At 63.5% G+C, this 18,487-nt stretch carries 18 protein-coding genes; 11 read left to right on the top strand and 7 right to left on the bottom strand.

From position 1 onward, the window contains the following. From repC to repA, 3 genes are all read right to left on the bottom strand, one after another. Complete coding sequence (gene repC, locus AMC88_RS25285; protein WP_064826292.1) at nt 1-1,215, bottom strand: plasmid replication protein RepC; 1,215 nt, start codon at nt 1,213-1,215, stop codon at nt 1-3. 154 nt (nt 1,216-1,369) lie between these two features. Then, nucleotides 1,370-2,365 carry a plasmid partitioning protein RepB gene (repB, locus tag AMC88_RS25280; protein WP_064826291.1) on the bottom strand — a complete coding sequence of 332 codons (996 nt, stop codon included), beginning with the start codon at nt 2,363-2,365 and terminating at the stop codon, nt 1,370-1,372. Next, nucleotides 2,362-3,558 carry a plasmid partitioning protein RepA gene (repA, locus tag AMC88_RS25275; protein ID WP_004675963.1) on the bottom strand — a complete coding sequence of 399 codons (1,197 nt, stop codon included), beginning with the start codon at nt 3,556-3,558 and terminating at the stop codon, nt 2,362-2,364. Before repA ends, repB begins: the two co-directional genes overlap by 4 nt. Nucleotides 3,559-3,758: 200 nt before the next feature. Between repA and cobF the strand changes: the two genes are divergently transcribed. From cobF to AMC88_RS25250, 5 genes are all read left to right on the top strand, one after another. Next, complete coding sequence (cobF, locus tag AMC88_RS25270) at nt 3,759-4,523, top strand: precorrin-6A synthase (deacetylating) (RefSeq protein ID WP_012490746.1); 765 nt, start codon at nt 3,759-3,761, stop codon at nt 4,521-4,523. Between the two features lie 71 nt (nt 4,524-4,594). Further along, nucleotides 4,595-5,977 (top strand): precorrin-3B synthase, encoded by a 1,383-nt coding sequence (gene cobG / locus AMC88_RS25265; RefSeq protein WP_012490745.1) that lies wholly within the window; start codon nt 4,595-4,597, stop codon nt 5,975-5,977. A gap of 2 nt (nt 5,978-5,979) precedes the next feature. Continuing rightward, a complete protein-coding gene (locus AMC88_RS25260; RefSeq protein WP_012490744.1) occupies nt 5,980-6,612 on the top strand; it encodes a precorrin-8X methylmutase in 633 nt (210 codons plus the stop codon). Beyond that, nucleotides 6,609-7,340, top strand: a complete 732-nt coding sequence (locus AMC88_RS25255) for a precorrin-2 C(20)-methyltransferase (protein ID WP_012490743.1) — start codon at nt 6,609-6,611, stop codon at nt 7,338-7,340. The genes AMC88_RS25260 and AMC88_RS25255 overlap by 4 nt, the downstream gene beginning before the upstream one ends. Continuing rightward, nucleotides 7,337-8,101, top strand: a complete 765-nt coding sequence (locus AMC88_RS25250) for a precorrin-3B C(17)-methyltransferase (RefSeq protein WP_064826290.1) — start codon at nt 7,337-7,339, stop codon at nt 8,099-8,101. The genes AMC88_RS25255 and AMC88_RS25250 overlap by 4 nt, the downstream gene beginning before the upstream one ends. Here the strand turns inward: AMC88_RS25250 and AMC88_RS25245 are convergent. Beyond that, on the bottom strand, nt 8,065-8,835 hold the full coding sequence (locus tag AMC88_RS25245; RefSeq protein WP_064819973.1) for a cobalt-precorrin-6A reductase: 771 nt from the start codon (nt 8,833-8,835) through the stop codon (nt 8,065-8,067). The genes AMC88_RS25250 and AMC88_RS25245 overlap by 37 nt on opposite strands. Here AMC88_RS25245 and AMC88_RS25240 point away from each other — a divergent pair. Together AMC88_RS25240 and cobM are read left to right on the top strand one after the other, a co-directional pair. Continuing rightward, nucleotides 8,834-10,066 carry a bifunctional cobalt-precorrin-7 (C(5))-methyltransferase/cobalt-precorrin-6B (C(15))-methyltransferase gene (locus AMC88_RS25240; RefSeq protein ID WP_064819972.1) on the top strand — a complete coding sequence of 411 codons (1,233 nt, stop codon included), beginning with the start codon at nt 8,834-8,836 and terminating at the stop codon, nt 10,064-10,066. The genes AMC88_RS25245 and AMC88_RS25240 overlap by 2 nt on opposite strands. 4 nt (nt 10,067-10,070) lie before the next feature. Beyond that, the gene (cobM, locus tag AMC88_RS25235; protein WP_010012911.1) at nt 10,071-10,829 is read left to right on the top strand and encodes a precorrin-4 C(11)-methyltransferase; all 759 of its coding nucleotides are present in this window, start codon (nt 10,071-10,073) and stop codon (nt 10,827-10,829) included. Nucleotides 10,830-10,885: 56 nt separating this feature from the next. Here cobM and AMC88_RS25230 read toward each other — a convergent pair whose 3' ends face one another. Then, nucleotides 10,886-11,698, bottom strand: coding sequence for a TIM barrel protein (locus AMC88_RS25230; RefSeq protein WP_064826289.1), 813 nt, complete (start codon nt 11,696-11,698; stop codon nt 10,886-10,888). Nucleotides 11,699-11,862: 164 nt separating this feature from the next. Next, nucleotides 11,863-12,891, bottom strand: a complete 1,029-nt coding sequence (locus tag AMC88_RS25225; protein ID WP_010007774.1) for a LacI family DNA-binding transcriptional regulator — start codon at nt 12,889-12,891, stop codon at nt 11,863-11,865. A 131-nt stretch (nt 12,892-13,022) separates the two neighbouring features. Here AMC88_RS25225 and AMC88_RS25220 point away from each other — a divergent pair, with 131 nt between their 5' ends. The 4 genes from AMC88_RS25220 to AMC88_RS25205 are packed head-to-tail and all read left to right on the top strand — an operon-like array spanning nt 13,023 to nt 16,531. Further along, nucleotides 13,023-14,111, top strand: a complete 1,089-nt coding sequence (locus tag AMC88_RS25220; protein WP_064826288.1) for a fatty acid desaturase family protein — start codon at nt 13,023-13,025, stop codon at nt 14,109-14,111. A gap of 22 nt (nt 14,112-14,133) precedes the next feature. After that, entirely contained in the window at nt 14,134-14,448 is a 315-nt protein-coding gene (locus tag AMC88_RS25215) for a MocE family 2Fe-2S type ferredoxin (RefSeq protein ID WP_064826287.1), read from the top strand. Between the two features lie 11 nt (nt 14,449-14,459). Continuing rightward, entirely contained in the window at nt 14,460-15,686 is a 1,227-nt protein-coding gene (locus AMC88_RS25210; RefSeq protein WP_064826286.1) for an NAD(P)/FAD-dependent oxidoreductase, read from the top strand. 29 nt (nt 15,687-15,715) lie between these two features. Then, nucleotides 15,716-16,531, top strand: a complete 816-nt coding sequence (locus AMC88_RS25205; protein WP_064826285.1) for a 3-methyl-2-oxobutanoate hydroxymethyltransferase — start codon at nt 15,716-15,718, stop codon at nt 16,529-16,531. A gap of 424 nt (nt 16,532-16,955) precedes the next feature. On the opposite strand, the gene AMC88_RS25200 is transcribed toward AMC88_RS25205, so the two are convergent. After that, the gene (locus tag AMC88_RS25200; protein ID WP_081277729.1) at nt 16,956-18,287 is read right to left on the bottom strand and encodes an IS1182 family transposase; all 1,332 of its coding nucleotides are present in this window, start codon (nt 18,285-18,287) and stop codon (nt 16,956-16,958) included. Nucleotides 18,288-18,487 lie beyond the last annotated feature (200 nt).

Below are 18,487 nucleotides of genomic sequence, written 5' to 3'. Positions count from 1 at the left end.
TCAGCCGGTTCGCCTCGCCAGCGGACCATTTGCCCGCATCAACGCCATCAGCATCGGCCCGATCGAGAATTCGCCGCGCTCCGCCCGCCGGGTCAGATCGCGCAGATAGCCGCCAGCCGAGTTGATATGGCCGCCCCGTTCCAGAATGCAGGCGATCACCGTGGCGGCGTTTTCCGGCCCCATGATATCGCAGGCCAGCTGATAGGCGCTCGGGCTGACGCCCAACGTCGAGCGGACGATGACGGCCGCGGCCATCAGATCCCGCCAGCTGCCGATCCCGCCGCCCGGCCCATAAGCGGCGATCTCGGGGCAGGCCTGCAGCACCATGGCGAGCGGAAAGGACTTTGGCGGCTCCCGCCACGTCCGCTGTTCTTCCTCCGGCTTCGCGCCCTGCTTCGTTTCGAAGCTTGGTTCAAGTTCAGATGTGGGGTGTGGGTTTGAATTATGTATGTGCCGACCGTTTTGGCTGTCATTGGCGTCTGTTTTTTCTGTTTTCGTTTTCGATTCCAGCGTCTTGATGATCATCTCGCGGAACGCTTCGAGATCAGTCAAGAGGCTCCTCATCTCCGCCGCCGACGGACGACGCGGCAGGCTGGCCGAAAGCAGATTGAAGTGCTTCTGCATCTCCATCCATTCGCCCGCTATTTCCTCTTCCAGCGCGATCTCGATCAGTTTGGCGATATCACGCCGGCAGAGCGTCAGGCGCTCCCGCAGACGCTTCCATTCCAGCCTGTCGGCCATCACCTGCGCCGCCTGCGCTTCGATCTCGCCGGCGCGCGCTAGAAGGGGCGCCAGGCTGAAGCCAAAGGCCTCGCCAAGCTTACCCTCGCCATTGCGGCGGGCAAACCGTTTGCCGTTCGGGCTGTCGCGCCGAATGATCAGGCCGGCTTCCACCAGCATCGCCAGGTTCCGTCGCAGCGTCGTCCCGGCCATGCCATGCGTGCGCAGCGAAAGCTGCTCATTCGACGGAAAAACGACGAAACCATTGGCCTCGGCAATCTCGTTCTTCGGGTAGAAGGTCAGCAGCGCGTTGAGAACGGCAAGCGCACGATCGGATACGCCGATCATATCCTTTGCCTCGCAGAGCGAGCGGAAGATCTTCCACTTGTCGACCGATGCATCCGGGTCGACCTTGCTGGCGCTTTCCTGGCTTGCCAGCATGCCAAGCGTCATCGATCGCCGCCCAAAGGGCGTCGATACATATTGAGGCTCCATATCCCTCACCTTTTTTAAGGCAAAAGAAATCTCACCATCCAAAAGGATGCCGAAGATGCTTGACAGCGATTCGAGGAAGTGCGATTCTCAGATTGTCCAGATATGAGAAAGGCTTCCGCGACGGCAACGTTCGGAGGCTTTTTTCTTTTGCGGCCTACTCTCCTGCTTGCAACTTGCCGGCCCGATAGGCTTCGTAAAGCTCATCGAGACGGCGTGAAATGTAAGCGCCGAAATCCGGCGCATCGCCGGTTTTCAACGCGATCGTGAAGGAATTACCGGCGCTCTTGATTCGGCCGGCAATCTTGCCGCCGCTCTTCGGCTTCCAGTCGTATTCCGTGGGCTCCGGCTTCGCCTCTTTGCGGGCAAGTTCGGCAACCAAAAGTTCGAAACGGCGGTCGCTCTCTTCCGACATGAAGCGTTCCGAGGCGATCAGCTTCGCAAGCCGCGCCGCCGTTATCCCGTTCCAATCCTGGGCAAGCGCCATCCATTTACGCCGTCCGATGCCGGGTGCCGCTCCCACGGAGCGGACGATCTCGGCCGGGATGGCCTTTGCAACGGATAACAGCTTCGATAGCTCCGTCTTGTCGGTCGATAGCGCCTTCATGATGACGGGGCGCTCAAACCCCTTGAGCTCGAGATTGAAGGCAAAGACGGCGCGTTCAATATAGGAAAGGTTGCGGCGCGCCGAGTTCTCGATACCCTGCGCGATGACGACATCGGTATCATCGAGCTGGCGGACGATCGCCTGCACCTTGCGTCCAAGCAGCCTCACGGCCTGGAGGCGTCGATGGCCGTAGGCGATCTGGTAGCGCGCCTCGTCATCTGGATGGCGGCGGACGAGAACCGGTACTTCCTGGCCGTTCTCGGCAATCGACTGCACCAGCTCGTCTTCCATATCGAGCGGCTGGTCGGCAAGCCGGTCACGCACGAAGGAGGAATCGATCAGATCCGGATCGAGCTCGACAATACGTTCGCCGGAAAGCAGGGCCTCCTGCATCGCCCTGCTCTCTTCCTCCATGCGCCCGAGGGTCAGCGCCATCGTCCGGACCGGCCCGGCCGCTCCGCGCGACGACGACTCTTCGTAGTTGGCCGCGGCCAACTCCTGCGCCGTATCGTCGAAAAGACCTTTAAGGCGATCGCGTCTGCTCATGTCCTGCCCCAGGCTTTGTGAATGCCGGCAAGAACCTCGCTGTTGGCGGCATTGACCGATTCCAGCGCCCGATCGTAGGTCGAGCGGCGCACTTGCCCCTTCTCGATTTCGAAGAGCGTCTGCTTGGTCAGGCCGGCATCCGCGATTGCCGTCGACTTGAGAATGGTCGCCGTCAACACGTCGTCGCCGAACAGGCTGCGCAACAGCGCAACAATCTGCGACTGCGGTGCATCGAACGGTTCGTGACGGGTGACGACATATTTGATGAAGTCGTGCTGCAGGTCGCCGCCGGCCTTGCGCACGACGGAGAGCAGATCCGAGGTCATCAGCAGGAACTGCGACATGGACGCGACGTCGACCATCTGCGGATGGATGGTGATGAGCAGCGATGTGGCGGCGCAGACGGCCCCGAGGGTGAGATAACCGAGCTGCGGCGGGCAATCGATCACCACCACGTCGTAATCGGCCTCGACCTCGGCAATCGCCACGCCGACCCGGCGGAAGAACAGCTCGGCCGGCTTCTGCCGATCAGTAAGCGCCCGCGGGGTCTCGTGCTCGAACTCCATCAGTTCCAGATTGCCCGGCACCAGATCGAGCCCGTCGAAATAGGTCTTGCGGACAATCTCCTTCAGCGGCTTGCGTCCGGCATCGTAGCGAATTGCGCCATAGAGCGTATCGCCGTCGGAGAGATCGAATTCGGGCTGCACGCCGAGCATGGAGGAGAGCGAAGCCTGCGGATCGAGATCAATGGCAAGCACCCGATAACCAGCCAGCGCCAGATACTGCGCCAGATAGAGGGTCGTCGTCGTCTTGGCCGAACCGCCCTTGAAATTGGTTACGGCGACCGTCTGCAGCTTCTCGCCGGGACGCCGCCACGGGAGATAGCTGAGCGCATCCTTCGGCTTCAGCTTCGCCATATAATGGCGCAATTCATTGATCTGGCCGAGCGTATAGGAGCGCCTGCCGTTCGGGGAAAGTTCCGGCTGCGGCCCCTTGCCATCCAGCGAAAGCTGGCGAAGATAGCCGTCGGAAACGCCGATCATCTGTGCGGCCTCGCCGGAGGAGAATGTGCGCAGCGTCTTCTGCGAAAGCGGCGGAAACAGCTTGTCGCGCAGCAGCTTCAATTGCCGCGAAAGCTGGTTCGCATGCCGCTCGATCCGCACATCTGTCGTCGATACGCTAATGTTGTCCAAAACACCCAATCCTTTTCGATGCGCTTTTCTGTCAACTTAGCGTCAAAAAGCGTATCGAAAATGACACGATTCGGTATCTGCGGCAACAATAGGGGCCGGAGCCTCCTGTGGATCCAGTTGGCCGCGGCCAACTCGCTGCTCTGCCCTTGCGGCGACCCGGCTTTTTCGGCAAGACCGCCAGGAATCATGGGAGTATCGGCGTGAAGCACATCCATATCATCGGCATCGGCACGGGCAATCCGGAGCACGTCACCATACAGGCAATCAATGCGATGAACGCCGCCGACGTGATCTTCCTGCCGCTCAAGGGTGCGGTCAAGGAGGAGCTTGCCGAGGTCCGCCGAGAGATCTGCCAACGGTATATTGCCCGGCCGGGCGTCCGGATTCTAGAATTCGAGGTGCCACAGCGACAGACGGCGGAGAGAAGCTACGGGCAAAGCGTCGACGCCTGGCATGGCGAAATCGCCCATATCTATGAAGAGCTGATCTCAGGTCTCCCCGAGGATGGCAGCGGCGCCTTCCTCGTCTGGGGCGACCCCAGTCTCTACGACAGCACGATCCGCATCATCGAGCGGGTGCGGCAGCAAGCTGGCCTCGAGTTCGACTACCAGGTCGTTCCCGGCATCACCAGCATCCAGGCCCTGGCGGCCAGCCACAATATCCCGATCAATCTCGTTGGCAAGCCGATCGAGATCACCACTGGACGCAGGCTGGCGCGGGAGGGACTCCAGGCGCCAACGACCGTCGTCATGCTCGACGGCGAACAGGCTTTTGCCAGGATCGACGATCCCGACGCCGAGATCTTCTGGGGCGCCTATCTCGGCACCGAGAACGAGATCGTCCGATCAGGGCGGCTCGGCGATGTCGCGACCGATATTCTGACACTCAGGCGCGAGGCCCGGCAACGGCATGGCTGGATCATGGACATCTATCTCCTGCGCAAGGGGCGGGATTTCGAGGAATAGCCGATCGACCCTTTCCAGCATGTTTTGCCCCGCCCGCCGCGATCATGTAAGAAACGGACAGAGGATTGAGAATGGGCATGGAAACCGCCAGGACGATCGACAACGGAGAGGCGACGGACAGTCATGACCGCGCGGCGGCGAAGAGGCGCGCCCGCGGCGCCTGCCCCGCCCTTGCCGCACCGATGCCGACCGGCGACGGCCTGCTCGTGCGGCTGCGTCCGGCCGGCGGCGCCTTGACGCTGCCGCAACTCGCCGCACTTGCCCGCTCGGCTGCGGCGCATGGAAACGGCATTCTCGAGATCACCGCGCGCGGTAATCTGCAGATCCGCGGGCTGCGGGCCGAGACGGTCGCACAGCTCGCCGCCGATATCGATGCCGCAGGCATCAGCGTGCCGGACGGACCGGCAATTGAGCTCTCGCCGCTGCACGGCATCGACCCGGAAGAGGTGAGCGATCCGGCCGCCGTGGAACTGCCGTTGCGCAACAGGCTACAGGAACAGCTCGCCTCGCCGTGGCTTGCGCCGAAACTGTCGATCGTCATCGACGGCGGTGGGGTCTTCGGCTTGTCGGCGCTTTCCGCCGACATCCGTGTCGTCGCGGTTTCACAGACGCAATGGCTGGTCGCCATCAATGGCCACGGGGCGACGGCAACGCCGGTCGCGGTCGGGTCTGCGGAGGCAGCCGTCTCAGCCGTCGGCGAAATCCTGAGCCTGCTGGTAATGCTCGGGCCGGGCAGTCGGACACGGGATATCGATCCGGCGCTTCTGCGAGCACATTTTCCCGCCATGGCCGTCATCCCAACGATTCAGTCCCGCTCGGCAAGGATGCCGTTATCGGGCCTGCATCGATTGGCGGAGGGCAAAACCGTGCTCGGCGTGCGGCCGGATTTCGGGCAGACGCGGACGTCCGACCTCACCGCCCTGCTCGCTCTCGCCGACGCCGCTGGCGCAACGGCCATCCGGCTGGCGCCGGGCCGCGGTTTCTTCTTCCTCGGCCTGCCGGCAGAGAGCGTGCCGGCGATCGAGGCTGCGGCCGCCAGCTATGGCTTCAGCGCGCAATCCGGCGAGAAAGCCGAGCATATCGCCGCATGCGCCGGCGCCGGCGGCTGCGGCTCCGCCTTCTTCGAGACCAGAACGCTGGCGCGCCGCATTCTGGTCGCGGCACCCGACCTTTTCGACGGCTCGCTGATGCTGCATCTCTCCGGCTGCGCCAAGGGCTGCGCGCATCCGCGTCCGGCGCTGACGCTGACCGGCACGTCTGAAGGTTACGATATCATCCTCAACGGGTTGGCAATGGACCGGCCGGATGAACGGATCGCTGGCGGACGGATCGATTTCGCTATAGAGAGGCTCGCCCGCTTCATCGAAGACAACAGAGGCGCTGGCGAATCGACCGCCGCCTGCCTTAAACGGCTTGGTGCAACCGGCGTTGCGAAGGCGCTGCGACAGGGATAGGAATGCCAGACTACGATTATATCCGCAGCGGCGACGCGATCTACGAGCGTTCCTTTGCGATCATCCGCGCCGAGGCCGATCTTTCGCGCTTCACCGAAGATCAAGCCGAGATCGCCGTCCGCATGATCCATGCCTGCGGGCTGATCGAAGCGGCGGAGCATTTCGTCTTTTCGATCGATTTCGTCGGTGCCGCACGCGAGGCGCTGAAGGCCGGGGCGCCCATCTTCTGCGACGCGGAAATGGTCTCCCATGGTGTCACCCGGGCGCGGCTGCCGGCGCTGAACGAGGTGCTCTGCACGCTGCGCGATCCGGCGACGCCAGAGCTGGCGCGCGAGATCGGCAATACGCGCTCGGCCGCCGCCATGCATCTGTGGCTCGACCGGCTCGGCGGAAGTGTCGTCGCGATCGGCAACGCGCCGACGGCGCTGTTCCACCTGCTGGAGCTCCTGCGCGACGGCGCTCCGAAACCCGCTGCGATCCTCGGCATGCCCGTTGGCTTCGTCGGCGCGGCGGAATCGAAGGACGCGCTGGCAGAGAATTCCTACGGCGTTCCCTTCGCCATTGTGCGCGGCCGGCTTGGCGGCAGCGCCATGACGGCTGCAGCGCTCAATGCGCTGGCGAGGCCGGGGCTATGACGGAACATGGCCGTCTGATCGGCGTCGGCACGGGTCCCGGCGATCCGGAGCTTCTGACCCTCAAAGCCGTCCGCGCCATCGAAGGCGCCGATGTCATTGCCTATTTCGCCAAAGAGGGCAGGGGAGGCAACGGCAAGGCGATCGTCGAGCCGCTGCTGAAATCCGGCGTGAAGCTGCTGCCGCTCTATTATCCCGTGACGACCGAGATCGACAAGAACGACGAACGCTACCAGAGCCTGATCACCCGGTTCTATGATCGATCTGCCGCGGCACTCGCCGGCCATCTCGATGCCGGGCGGACCGTCGCCGTGCTCAGCGAAGGTGATCCGCTGTTCTATGGATCCTATATGCACCTGCATGTCAGACTTTCCCAGCGCTACCCGACGGAAGTGATCCCCGGCATCAGCGCCATGTCGGGCTGCTGGTCGTTAGCCGGTATGCCGATCGTGCAGGGGGACGACGTGCTGTCCGTACTGCCAGGTACGATGGCGGAGACGGAGCTGACGCGCCGCCTGGCCGATACGCAAGCGGCCGTCATCATGAAGGTCGGCCGCAATCTGCCGAAGATCCGCCGGGCGCTCGAAGCCGCCGGCCGGCTTGCGGAAGCCGTCTATGTCGAACGCGGCACCATGGCGAATGCGGCCATGGTAAAGCTTGCCGACAGAGCTGACGGCGAGGCGCCGTATTTTTCGCTGGTGCTGGTTCCCGGCTGGGAGGGCAGCCGATGAGCGGCGCGCTTTTCGTGATCGGCACCGGTCCCGGCAATCCCGAGCAGATGACGCCGGAGGCATTGGCTGCTGTCGAAGCTGCGACTGATTTTTTCGGGTATGGACCCTATCTCGACAGGCTGCAGTTGCGACATGATCAGCTACGGCATGTCTCGGACAATCGCGAAGAGCTCGACAGGGCAGGGGCGGCACTGTCGATGGCGGCGGATGGCGCCAAAGTCTGCGTCGTCTCCGGCGGCGATCCCGGTGTCTTCGCCATGGCTGCGGCCGTCTGCGAGGCGATCGAGAACGGACCGGCCGCCTGGCGCGCCGTCGATCTCACCATCCTGCCCGGCGTCACCGCCATGCTGGCAGTGGCGGCAAGGGCGGGGGCGCCGCTTGGTCACGACTTTTGCGCCATATCTCTCTCCGACAATCTAAAGCCCTGGAATATAATAGAAAACCGTCTTGAATTGGCGGCCAAGGCCGGGTTCGTCATCGCCTTTTATAATCCGATCAGCCGGGCCCGGCCCTGGCAACTCGGCGAGGCCTTCAAGCTGCTGCGGGCGCATCTGCCTGCAACGACACCAGTTATTTTCGGGCGTGCGGCCGGGCGGCCGGACGAACGTATTGCCGTGCAGCCGCTATCCCAGGCTGATGCCTCGATCGCCGATATGGCGACCTGCATCATCATCGGCTCGGCCGAAACCCGGATCATCACGCGGCCCGGCAGGTCGGATCTCGTCTATACCCCGCGTTTCATGGCGGAGGGAAAGAGGTGATCGATCGCCGCCAGCGCCGCCTCGACAGTTTCGATCGTCTTGACCGCGGACGCCTCAGCCCGTGCGACCATCATCACCTCGATGCCGAGCAGGCGGGCTGCCTCGATTTTCGCATAGGTGGTGGCGCCGCCGCTGTTCTTGGCAATGATGACATCGATATGGTGTTGCCTCAGCAGAGCCAATTCGCCTTCCAGCGTGAACGGACCGCGATCGAGGATATAATCGACATTCGCAAGCGTCAGCGGCGGCTCGACGGGGTCGACGCTGCGGACGAGATAGTGATGCTGCGCTGCCGCTTCCGCATGATGCGCACCCTGCCGACCGGTTGCCAGGAAGACGTGGCGGGGGGAGGGGCCAAGTGCCTCGATGGCCGCCGGAATGCTCCGCACGTCCCGCCAATGATCGCCCGGCAGGCGCTGCCATTCGGGACGGCGCAGAGCGATTGCGGTTATGCCGATGGCCTCGGCAGCATGAGCGGCATTGGTGGAAATGCGCTCGGCGAAGGGATGCGTGGCGTCGATCAGCAGATCATATCCGCCGGCCTTCAGGAAATCGGCCAGCGCCGCAGCCCCGCCGAAACCACCGATTCGAACCGGAACCGGCTGCGCGGCCGGTTTTTCGGTACGACCGGCCAGCGACAGAAGAACGTCGCAATCGTCACGCGCCGCGAGCGCTTCGGCCAGCAGACGCGCCTCGCTGGTGCCGCCGAGGATCAGGATGCGAGGTCGTCCCATGGCTGATGTCTCTCCTGCCGGCAATCCGCCCTGGCTGACTATTATCGGCATCGGCGAAGATGGTCCAGAAGGGCTGGGCGAGGAGGCGAGGAGGCTGATCGCCGGCGCACCGGCTGTCTTCGGCGGCGCACGGCATCATGCGCTGGCGGCGCCGCTGATATCAGGTGAGACCTTTGCCTGGCAGAGCCCGTTCGAGCGCTCGATCGAAGCCATCCTTGCCAGGCGCGGCACTCCGGTTGTCGTGCTCGCCTCCGGCGATCCGTTTCTCTATGGCGTCGGCGCAACGCTCTCCCGCCATGTGGCAGTGGACGAGATGCGCACCATCCCCGCGCCCTCGGCCTTCAGCCTTGCCGCCTCGTGCCTCGGCTGGCCGCTGCAGGACGTCGCGACGATTTCGCTGCATGGCAGACCGATCGACCTGATCCGGCCGCATCTGCACCCAAGGCGGCGCATCATTGCGCTGACGTCGGACGAGAATGGGCCTCGCGCGCTGGCAAACCTGCTGGCCACCGATGGCTTCGGTCAATCGCAGCTTACCGTTCTCGAGGCGCTCGGCGGCGCGCGGGAACGGCGCAGAAACGCGATCGCGGCCGATTTCGATCTCACAGATATCGATTCCCTCAACGTCTGCGCCCTGCAAATCGCGGCAGGGGAGGGGGCGCGCATTCTGTCTTTCGCCGCAGGCCTTGAGGACGGGCTGTTCGAACATGACGGTCAGATCACCAAACGCGAAATCCGGGCGATGACGGTGTCGGCGCTTGCGCCGCGTCACGGGCAACTGCTCTGGGACATCGGCGCCGGTTCCGGCTCGATCGGCATCGAATGGATGCTCGCCGATCCGTCGCTGAAGACGATCGCCGTCGAGCAATCGTCGGAGCGGGCGGCGCGGATCGCCCGCAATGCATCCGCTTTCGGCGTGCCGCATCTCGCCGTCGTCGAAGGCGCAGCACCCGGCGCATTGGCGGGCTTGCCGGAACCGGACGCGATCTTCATCGGCGGCGGCGGCAGCGAGCCCAACGTTATCGATGCTGCGACTGCGGCGCTGAAGCGGGGAGGGCGGCTCGTCGCCAATGCCGTGACGCTCGAAATGGAGGCCGTGCTGCTCTCAGAACACGCAAAACGCGGCGGCTCGCTGACGCGAATCGAAATAGCGCGCGCAGGCGCCATCGGCGGCATGAGCGGCTGGCGGCCGGCCATGCCGGTGACGCAGTGGTGCTGGACGAAAGGATGACGGAATGACGGTGCATTTCATCGGCGCGGGGCCGGGGGCTGCGGATCTGATCACGGTGCGTGGCCGCGATCTCATCGCCCGGTGCCCGGTCTGTCTTTATGCCGGCTCGATCGTCTCCCCCGAATTGCTGCAATATTGCCCGGCGGATGCGCGGATCGTCGACACCGCACCGATGTCGCTCGACGAAATCGAGGCGGAATATCTGAGCGCCGCTGCAGCCGGCCAGGACGTCGCAAGGCTGCATTCCGGCGATCTCTCGGTCTGGAGCGCGGTCGCCGAGCAGGTGCGCCGGCTTGAAAAACACGGCATTGCCTATACGATGACGCCAGGTGTTCCGGCCTTTGCCGCCGCTGCCTCGGCACTCGGGCGCGAGCTGACGATCCCGGCCGTCGCCCAGAGCCTGGTGCTCACCCGCGTTTCCGGCCGCGCTTCGCCGATGCCGAACGATGAGACGCTGGCGAAATTCGGCGCGACAGGCGCCACGCTGGCGATCCATCTGGCAATCCATGCGCTGAAGCAGGTGGTGGAGGAATTGACGCCGCTTTACGGCGCCGACTGCCCGGTCGCCATTGTCGTCAAGGCCTCCTGGCCGGACGAGCGCGTCCTGCGCGGCACGCTCTCAAATATCGAGGCAAAGGTTGCGGCCGAACCGATCGAACGCATGGCGATCATTTTCGTCGGCCCGTCGCTTGCGGCAGAGGATTTTCGCGAGAGCTCGCTCTACGACCCCACCTATCAGCGCCGGTTCAGAGGCCGCGAATAGATCGATACGATCGGCCGCTCGCCGGCGGCCGATCGTCAGGCGACATTGCTTAGGCTTCAAACCCTTGCGGAGAGATAATCCATGCTGGCGCGCAACGCGCCGGCCGGGTCCTTGACCGCATGCACTTCGGCTGCGAAGGGCTCGAAGGAGAAGGGACCCTTATAACCCGCCTGCAGCAGCGCCTTGATCTGCCCGGCATTGTCCAGCCGGTCGTCACCGTCGACGAGCACGCGGTGGGAATCGCGCATATCGGCAACGGAAACAGCGGGATCAGTGACGCCGGAAATGTGGACGAGACCGGCCAGTTCGGGGAAGGTCGCGGCTTCGCCGGCAAGGTGATGGTGGAAGGTGTCGTGGACGAGCTTGAAGGTCGATTGCGCGCCGAGTTCCTTGATTGCCTCGGCCGCCTCGGTCTTCGAGCGCAGTGAGCAGATCTCGAAACCGAGCGGCTCGACGAGACCGATAATGCCGGCTTTATCGAGCATCGGCTTCAACGCCGTCAAGGACTGGCGCAGATTGGCCTGCCTTTCGCCATCGGCGCAGCCGGTGCCGTCGTTCTTCGGAACGAGGACGAGCGCCTTGGCGGAGCAGGCGCTGGCATAATCGATCAGTTCCTGCGCTTCCCTGGCGCGGGCTTCATTCCATTCGTTGAAGCGCTGCAGGGCGTTGATCGAAATGATCGTCAGGCCGTGGCGGTCGGCAGCCTGCTTGATCGCTTCGGGTTTGGTGCCGTCGAGAATCGCATTGCCGGAAAGGTCGTTGCGGATCTCGACCGAATCGATGCCGAGCGACTTTGTCAGCGCGAAGAAATCATCGATTGCGAGCGACGGCGCGGCCATATGGTTGAGCGCAAAGCGGATCGAAGTCATGACGGATATATCCTCCTCGTCTCCGCGACATCAGCGGAGCAGTTCCTCGTGAATGAGCGTGCGAATTTCTATCGGAATTCCTGCGGCAATCCATCGGGCATCGCTGCCCCCCCGCTCTCATTGCTGAAAGAATTTCAGCCGAAATGATAGATTTCCATCATTTCTCAGATATTCTCCGAAATATGGATATCGAAGGGCAGGAAGAACTGGCCGGGAACGGCCGTTTCGCTGTTTTCGATCGCACTCGTCATCAGCCCTATCAGCTCTTTGCACAGTGCGGGCAGGGGGGTGCCGATCGCCATGGCGACGATATCGTCGGCAAGCCCGGCTTTGCTGTCGGGCGTCAGCTCGTTGACCACGAGAACGATCCTGCCGCCGAGATTCTCCTCACGGATCGCCGAGATCGCGCCTTCCATGCCGCCGCCGCAGACATAAAGGCCGACGAGATCGGGATGCTTCTGTAGCAGCGTCAGCGTCGCCTCATGGGTGATCTCCGGGGTATCTAGGTTGATCAATGTATCGATGACGTCGAATTCCGGCGCGTTTTCACGAAAATAGGAACGAAAACCGATCTCACGCAGCTCATGTCCGTGAAAACGGTGACTGCCGACGAAACAGGCGACTTTACCCGGCACACGGGCAGTCTTGGCAATCACCCAGGCGGCGGTCCGGCCGACCTTGCGGTTGTTGACGCCAATATAGGCATTGCGCACCCCTGAGGCGAAGTCGGAAAGCAGCGAAAAGACGGGAATGTCTCTTTCCCTCAGTTCCTCAATTGCCGCAGTCACCGCAGGATAGTCTGGAGCGACGAGAGCGATGGCCTGGTTGCGGGCGCCGAGGGCCTTGAGCTTCTCGACGATCGCCGCCGGTGTTGAAGCGGAGGGATAGTCGATCTGGGTCTGGACACGGGCGGTGGTCACGGCGCGCGCCGCCACTTCGATCTCGCGAGCGAAAGCCTGATAGAAGGGCTGCATTGGCTTTTGCAGCAGGAACGCCAGCCTGTATTGCGGCAAATCCTCGAAGACCCGTTGCCGGATGAGGCCGACGGCATGGTAGCCGATCGACTGGGCTGCGTCATAGACCCGTCGCGCCGTTTCCTCGCGCACGCGGTGGCGACCGTTGAGCACCCGGTCGACGGTGGCGACGCTGACGCCCGAGGCGCGGGCAAGGTCGGAGATGGTGGGGCGGCGCATGGTGTTTCCTGATGGATTCGCTCATGGATGCGAGCCACTCTTGATGGCTTTTGATAGATTACATCAAGCCTGCATTGAGCCTCGCCCAAAGTCAACCTATTCTCCCGGCAACAGCATTAGGGAGGCGGATAATGGCGACCGAGACCAAGAAGCGTGACTACGACCTGCTCGGCGAAAGCGGCCGCACCGCCGTCGAGACGGGACTGGCGGCAGCGCAATGGTACCACACGGATATTCCGCGCAAGGAGATGAAGGCGCTGATGCAGCGCTCCGACACGCCTGCTATCCGTGACACGGTCATCTGGCTCGGCAGCATGCTGGTCCTGGCCGGGCTCGGCGTCTATTTCTGGGGCTCGTGGATCGCTCTGCCCTTCTTCCTAGCCTATGGCGTGCTCTACGGCTCGGCCTCCGACAGCCGCTGGCACGAATGCGGCCACGGCACTGCCTTCAAGACGCGCTGGATGAACGATGCCGTCTATCAGATCGCCTGCTTCATGATCATGCGCAATCCGGTGACATGGCGCTGGAGCCACACTCGCCACCACACCGATACCGTCATCGTCGGCCGCGATCCCGAAATCGCCGTCATGCGGCCGCCGGACCTCTTCCGGCTGGTTCTCAATTTCTTCGGCATCCTCGATGTCTGGCACGCGATGATCGACATGCTGCGCAATGCCGCCGGCATCATCGGCGCGGCGGAAAAGACCTTCATTCCTGACATGGAGCAGCCGAAGGCGATCCGCATCGCCCGCATCTGGCTGGCGATCTATGTCGCCACGATCGCCGCCGCGATCGCCATGGGTTCGATCCTGCCGCTGATGCTGATCGGCCTGCCGCGGCTCTACGGCGCCTGGCATCACGTGCTGACGGGCCTACTGCAGCATGGCGGGCTTGCCGACAATGTGGTCGACCATCGGCTGAACAGCCGCACCGTCTATATGAACCCGATCAGCCGCTTCATCTACTGGAACATGAACTATCACGTCGAACATCACATGTTCCCGATGGTGCCCTACCACGCGCTACCGAAGCTGCATGCGATGATCAAGCACGACCTGCCGGCGCCGAATGCGTCGATCTGGTCTGGCTATCGCGAGATGATCCCGGCCTTCCTGCGCCAGCTGCGCAACGAGGATTATTTCTTGAGGCGCGAACTGCCGGCCACCGCGCGGCCCTATCGCGAGGAATTCCACAACGAACTGGCGCCGGCGGCGCAATAATCGAAAATCGAGGAGGATTGAGATGAGCGGAAACTGGATCGAAGTCTGCGGCAAGGACGAGATCGATGAGGAGGATGTCATCCGCTTCGATCACGGCGGGCGCACCTTTGCGGTCTACCGCAGCCCCGACGACGAGTTCTTCGCCACCGACGGGCTCTGCACGCACGAACATATCCACCTCGCCGACGGGCTGGTCATGGACGAGATCATCGAATGTCCGAAACATAACGGCCGCTTCGACTACAAGACCGGCGAGGCCAAGGGCGCTCCGGTCTGCGTCAATCTCAAGACCTATCCGGTCAAGGTCGAAGGCGACACCGTCTTCATCTCGCTCTGACGGAGGCTGTCGTGGCTCATTTCGTGATACTGGGTGCGGGCGAATGCGGGGCCCGCGCCGCCTTCGCGCTGCGGGAAAAGGGTTTTGACGGCGACATAACGCTTGTCGGCGCCGAACCCCTTCATCCCTATGAGCGGCCGCCGCTGTCAAAGGCCGGCATTGCCGATGCCGGCGAGCCGAAATTCATCGCCGCGGCGGAAAAATACGGCGACAGCGGCGTCCGGCTGCTGACCGGCCTCGAAGCCAGGGATTTCGACACAGAATCCAAGACGGTCACGCTTTCTAACGGGGCGACGCTTCCCTATGACAAGCTTCTGCTGGCGACGGGTGCCGCCGCGCGTTCGTTCCCCGGCGTCCCGGACGGCACCCCCCATATTCGCTTGCTGAGGACGCATCAGGATGCCACGGCACTGCGCGAGACCATGCGGCCGGGGAAGAGTATCGCCATCATCGGCGGCGGCTTCATCGGTCTGGAACTGGCGGCGACCGCACGCCGGCTCGGCGCCGAGGTCACCGTCATCGAAGGGCTGGAACGCGTGCTGAAGCGCGGCGTGCCGGAAGCGATCGCGCACCTGCTGACCGAACGCCACCGCGCCGAGGGTGTCGATATCCGCTGCGGCGTCTCGATCGAGAGGCTGAGCGAGGAAGGCGGGAGGGCCACAATCAAATTGTCGAACGGCGAGCGGATCGAAGCCGATCTCGCGCTTGTCGGCATCGGCGCCCGGCCGAATGTCGAGATCGCCGAAAGGGCGGGGCTGACGATCGAAAACGGTATCGCCGTCGACAGCTATCTCCAGACCTCGGCGCCGGATGTTTTTGCGGCTGGCGACTGCTGCTCCTTTCCTTTGCCGATCTATGGCGGTCGCCGGGTGCGGCTCGAATCCTGGCGCAACGCCCAGGAGCAGGGCACATTGGCCGCGGCCAACATGCTCGGCCGTGGCGAAGCGGTCTCCGCCGTGCCGTGGTTCTGGTCGGATCAATACGACATGACGCTGCAGATAGCAGGCCTTGCCGAAGGGGCGGCCACGCACCAGCGCCGCGACCTCGGGGCGGGCGCCTTCATTCTGTTCCATCTCGATGCCGACGGACGATTGATCGCCGCGAGCGGCATCGGACCGGGCAATGCGGTGGCGCGCGATATCCGCCTTGCCGAGATGCTGATCGCAGCACGTGCCCATCCGGACCCGGCCGCACTCGCGGCCAGCGACATCAAACTGAAATCCCTGCTGGCCGCCTGAGCCGCCCGATATATTCAAAGGAATTGACGATGAAGAAACACAAGCGCGCGACCGTCGCCGACCTGCTGGCGGAAAAAGGCAAGCGCCAGCTCACCATGCTGCGCGTCACCTCGCTGGAGGAGGCGGAAGCGGCTGAAAAGGCGGGGATCGACATCGTCTCGGTGCCGCCATCGCTGCTCGGCCCGGTCTTCCGCGAGATTGCGCCGACGCCCTTTGCCATTCCCGGGCTCGAATATGGCGACCATGTCTCGGCGGAAGACTATCTGCGCGCCGCCTTTGCGGCGCTGAAGGCCGGCGGAGACGCGGTTTATTGCGCCGCCAGCCTGCAGACGATCCGGCGCATGCGCGATGAGGGCATCCCGGTCTGCGGCCATCTCGGGCTGATCCCGTCGAAGGCGACATGGACCGGCGGCTTCCGCGCCGTCGGCAAGACGGCGGCAAGTGCAGCCGAGATCTGGCGGCAGACCAAGGCGCTGGAAGAGGCCGGCGCCTTTGCCGCCGAAATCGAAGTCGTGCCGGGCGATGTCGCTGCCGCGATCAGCAGCAACACCTCGATGCTGATGATCTCCATGGGCGCCGGCAGCGGCTGCGACGCCCAATATCTCTTCGCCGACGACGTGCTCGGCGCCAATCGCGACCACTATCCGCGCCATGCCAAGGTCTACCGCAATTTCGCCGCCGAACACGACCGGCTGCAGCGCGAACGCATCGCCGCCTTCACCGAATTCGCCGAGGATGTCCGCACCGGCGCCTACCCGGAGAAGCGCCATCTCGTCGGTATCGACGAGGCGGAATTGAACGCTTTCCTGGATCGGCTGAACGGCGAGACGGGGAATAGCTTATAGTATTTGCTGGCTGAGGACTGAAAGATGCCTTTCGCTTGCCGCTCAAGGCGTTCGTCGCTGACGCTCCTCACCCCCTCATCTGCCCTACGGGCATCTTCTCCCCGCTGAGGAGAAGGGGAGCAAGCTGCACGATCGTCATTCCTTGGCCTCAAAGGAACGAGGCATTGCCACGATTCCCCTTCTCCCCAGCGGGGAGAAGATGCCGGCAGGCAGATGAGGGGGCGAGCGGCGAAGCCGCGAATGCGCTGGGCAAGCGAAGGGCCATATGCCGACGTGCCCTCTCTCCAGCCTCATCCTGAGAGCTTGTGAAGCTTTTGAGTTGGTGCGGTTCTGGCCGGTCTTGGCTGACCGATGCAATCGAACGTTAGACGATTGCGCGGTGCGTGCGGATGGTCGCTAGTTGGCGTTTGGGTGATGGCACTAGCTATCCATTGGCAAGCCGACGGCCTTGCAAGATATTGTTGGTGAGTGCGTAGCAGAGCACGACGGCACGGACCTTTTCGATACCGCGGACCGTCAATTGTCGCAGATTCCAGTTGCGCCAGCGGGCATGGATGCATTCGCAGATCGATCGGGGTTTGTACTGAGCCTTGCCCGCCTCGCTTGCCATGCGGGCCCGCCAGGTCGACACACCCGGACCGTCGCCGCGCCGCGGCAAGAAGGGATCGGTTCCGTGCTTGGACTGAGTGGGCGGACAAAAGACCTCAACCCCTTCGCCGTGCGCCCACTCGATATCTTCAGCGCTGCCAAAGCCGCCATCGGCGAGATAGCGCCGCGGCAGATGGCCGCTTAACGCGCGCAACCGCTCCAGCATCGGCCGCATGAGGCCGCGATCGGAGCCGGCATTGGTCACCTCGAGCCCGACCACGAACTGCTCACCGGCCGTGCTCGCAACCTGCACATTATAACCCGGACGGAAGCCGCCGTCGGCCATCTTCATCACCCGCGCCTGTGCATCCGTGCTGGAGGCGCGCGGCTCCTTCGGCTTTTTGCCATTGCCGCGCTTTTCTTCGCGCGCCTGACGCTGGCGCTGGATCTCGTCAAGAGCGACCTGGGCTGCTCTGACCCGCTCACCACGCTCGCGCGCCGCTCGTTCCCTGGCCGCTTTGATACGCCGAGTGCTGGCATCCGAACGCGCATCAACCTCGTGCTTGAGCTGATCCACAACCGCCTCGGCAATCGAAAGATGTCGATCAAGCTTCGCCTTGCGGCCGAACGAGGCGGCCCCCGCGCTCGCCCGGATCCGCACGCCATCCTGCGCCAGACTGTCGAGAGTGACGAGGCCGGCATCGGCAAGCGCCGCCAGATGCTCGGCCAGCAGCCGGTCGAGCAGATCGGCGCAACCAACCCGAAAATCCGACAGCGTGTGATAGTTCACCGAGACACCGCCGCACAGCCAGCGATAGACGTCGTGGCTCTCGCACAGCCGTTCCAGAGCCCGCGCGCTGCCTACACCGTCGCTGCTGGCATAGAGCCACAGCGCCAGCAAAAGCCGTGGCGAAATCGGCGGATGGCCCGGCCGGTGCTCGCGCGCTTTGATCCGACCTTCAAGCGCGCTCAGATCCAGCCCCTCGACATAGCTCCAAATGACGCGCACCGCGTGATCCTGGCCGATCAAGCTGTCGATATCGACGGCACGCAACTCGATCTGATCGCGCACCGGCTCACGCATGCGCGCCGCTCCGCGTCCCACCTGAGCACTGCGCCGCGCTCCATGCACCGGCAATCCTTCGAACAGGTCGTCGCCCACCATCATCCCCCAAGCAAATCAACGACCAAACAGAATCACAATCCAATCGCCTCCGCTACAAACATTCACAGGCTCTGAGGCGCGTAGCCCACAGGGCGAAGCCTCAAAGGGCGAGGCTGGCCACCGGACTCGGCAAATGAGGATGGTGTGGGCATCACCCCGAACTCATCGGCGCGCCATTGGCTTCCGTCCCGGCCTGTGTCAGG

The sequence above is a fragment of the Rhizobium phaseoli genome (genome assembly GCF_001664385.1).
Lineage (GTDB): Bacteria > Pseudomonadota > Alphaproteobacteria > Rhizobiales > Rhizobiaceae > Rhizobium > Rhizobium phaseoli.
This window is presented reverse-complemented; position numbering and strand designations above follow the sequence as displayed.

Coding starts and splice junctions, on each gene's coding strand:
- AMC88_RS25200 (WP_081277729.1), bottom strand. CDS start 18,287: ATGATGGTGGGCGACGACCTGTTCGAAGGATTGCCGGTGCATGGAGCG.
- cobM (WP_010012911.1), top strand. CDS start 10,071: ATGACGGTGCATTTCATCGGCGCGGGGCCGGGGGCTGCGGATCTGATC.
- AMC88_RS25260 (WP_012490744.1), top strand. CDS start 5,980: ATGCCAGACTACGATTATATCCGCAGCGGCGACGCGATCTACGAGCGT.
- AMC88_RS25225 (WP_010007774.1), bottom strand. CDS start 12,891: ATGCGCCGCCCCACCATCTCCGACCTTGCCCGCGCCTCGGGCGTCAGC.
- AMC88_RS25220 (WP_064826288.1), top strand. CDS start 13,023: ATGGCGACCGAGACCAAGAAGCGTGACTACGACCTGCTCGGCGAAAGC.
- AMC88_RS25240 (WP_064819972.1), top strand. CDS start 8,834: ATGGCTGATGTCTCTCCTGCCGGCAATCCGCCCTGGCTGACTATTATC.
- AMC88_RS25250 (WP_064826290.1), top strand. CDS start 7,337: ATGAGCGGCGCGCTTTTCGTGATCGGCACCGGTCCCGGCAATCCCGAG.
- repB (WP_064826291.1), bottom strand. CDS start 2,365: ATGAGCAGACGCGATCGCCTTAAAGGTCTTTTCGACGATACGGCGCAG.
- repC (WP_064826292.1), bottom strand. CDS start 1,215: ATGGAGCCTCAATATGTATCGACGCCCTTTGGGCGGCGATCGATGACG.
- AMC88_RS25215 (WP_064826287.1), top strand. CDS start 14,134: ATGAGCGGAAACTGGATCGAAGTCTGCGGCAAGGACGAGATCGATGAG.
- AMC88_RS25230 (WP_064826289.1), bottom strand. CDS start 11,698: ATGACTTCGATCCGCTTTGCGCTCAACCATATGGCCGCGCCGTCGCTC.
- AMC88_RS25205 (WP_064826285.1), top strand. CDS start 15,716: ATGAAGAAACACAAGCGCGCGACCGTCGCCGACCTGCTGGCGGAAAAA.
- cobG (WP_012490745.1), top strand. CDS start 4,595: ATGGGCATGGAAACCGCCAGGACGATCGACAACGGAGAGGCGACGGAC.
- AMC88_RS25245 (WP_064819973.1), bottom strand. CDS start 8,835: ATGGGACGACCTCGCATCCTGATCCTCGGCGGCACCAGCGAGGCGCGT.
- AMC88_RS25255 (WP_012490743.1), top strand. CDS start 6,609: ATGACGGAACATGGCCGTCTGATCGGCGTCGGCACGGGTCCCGGCGAT.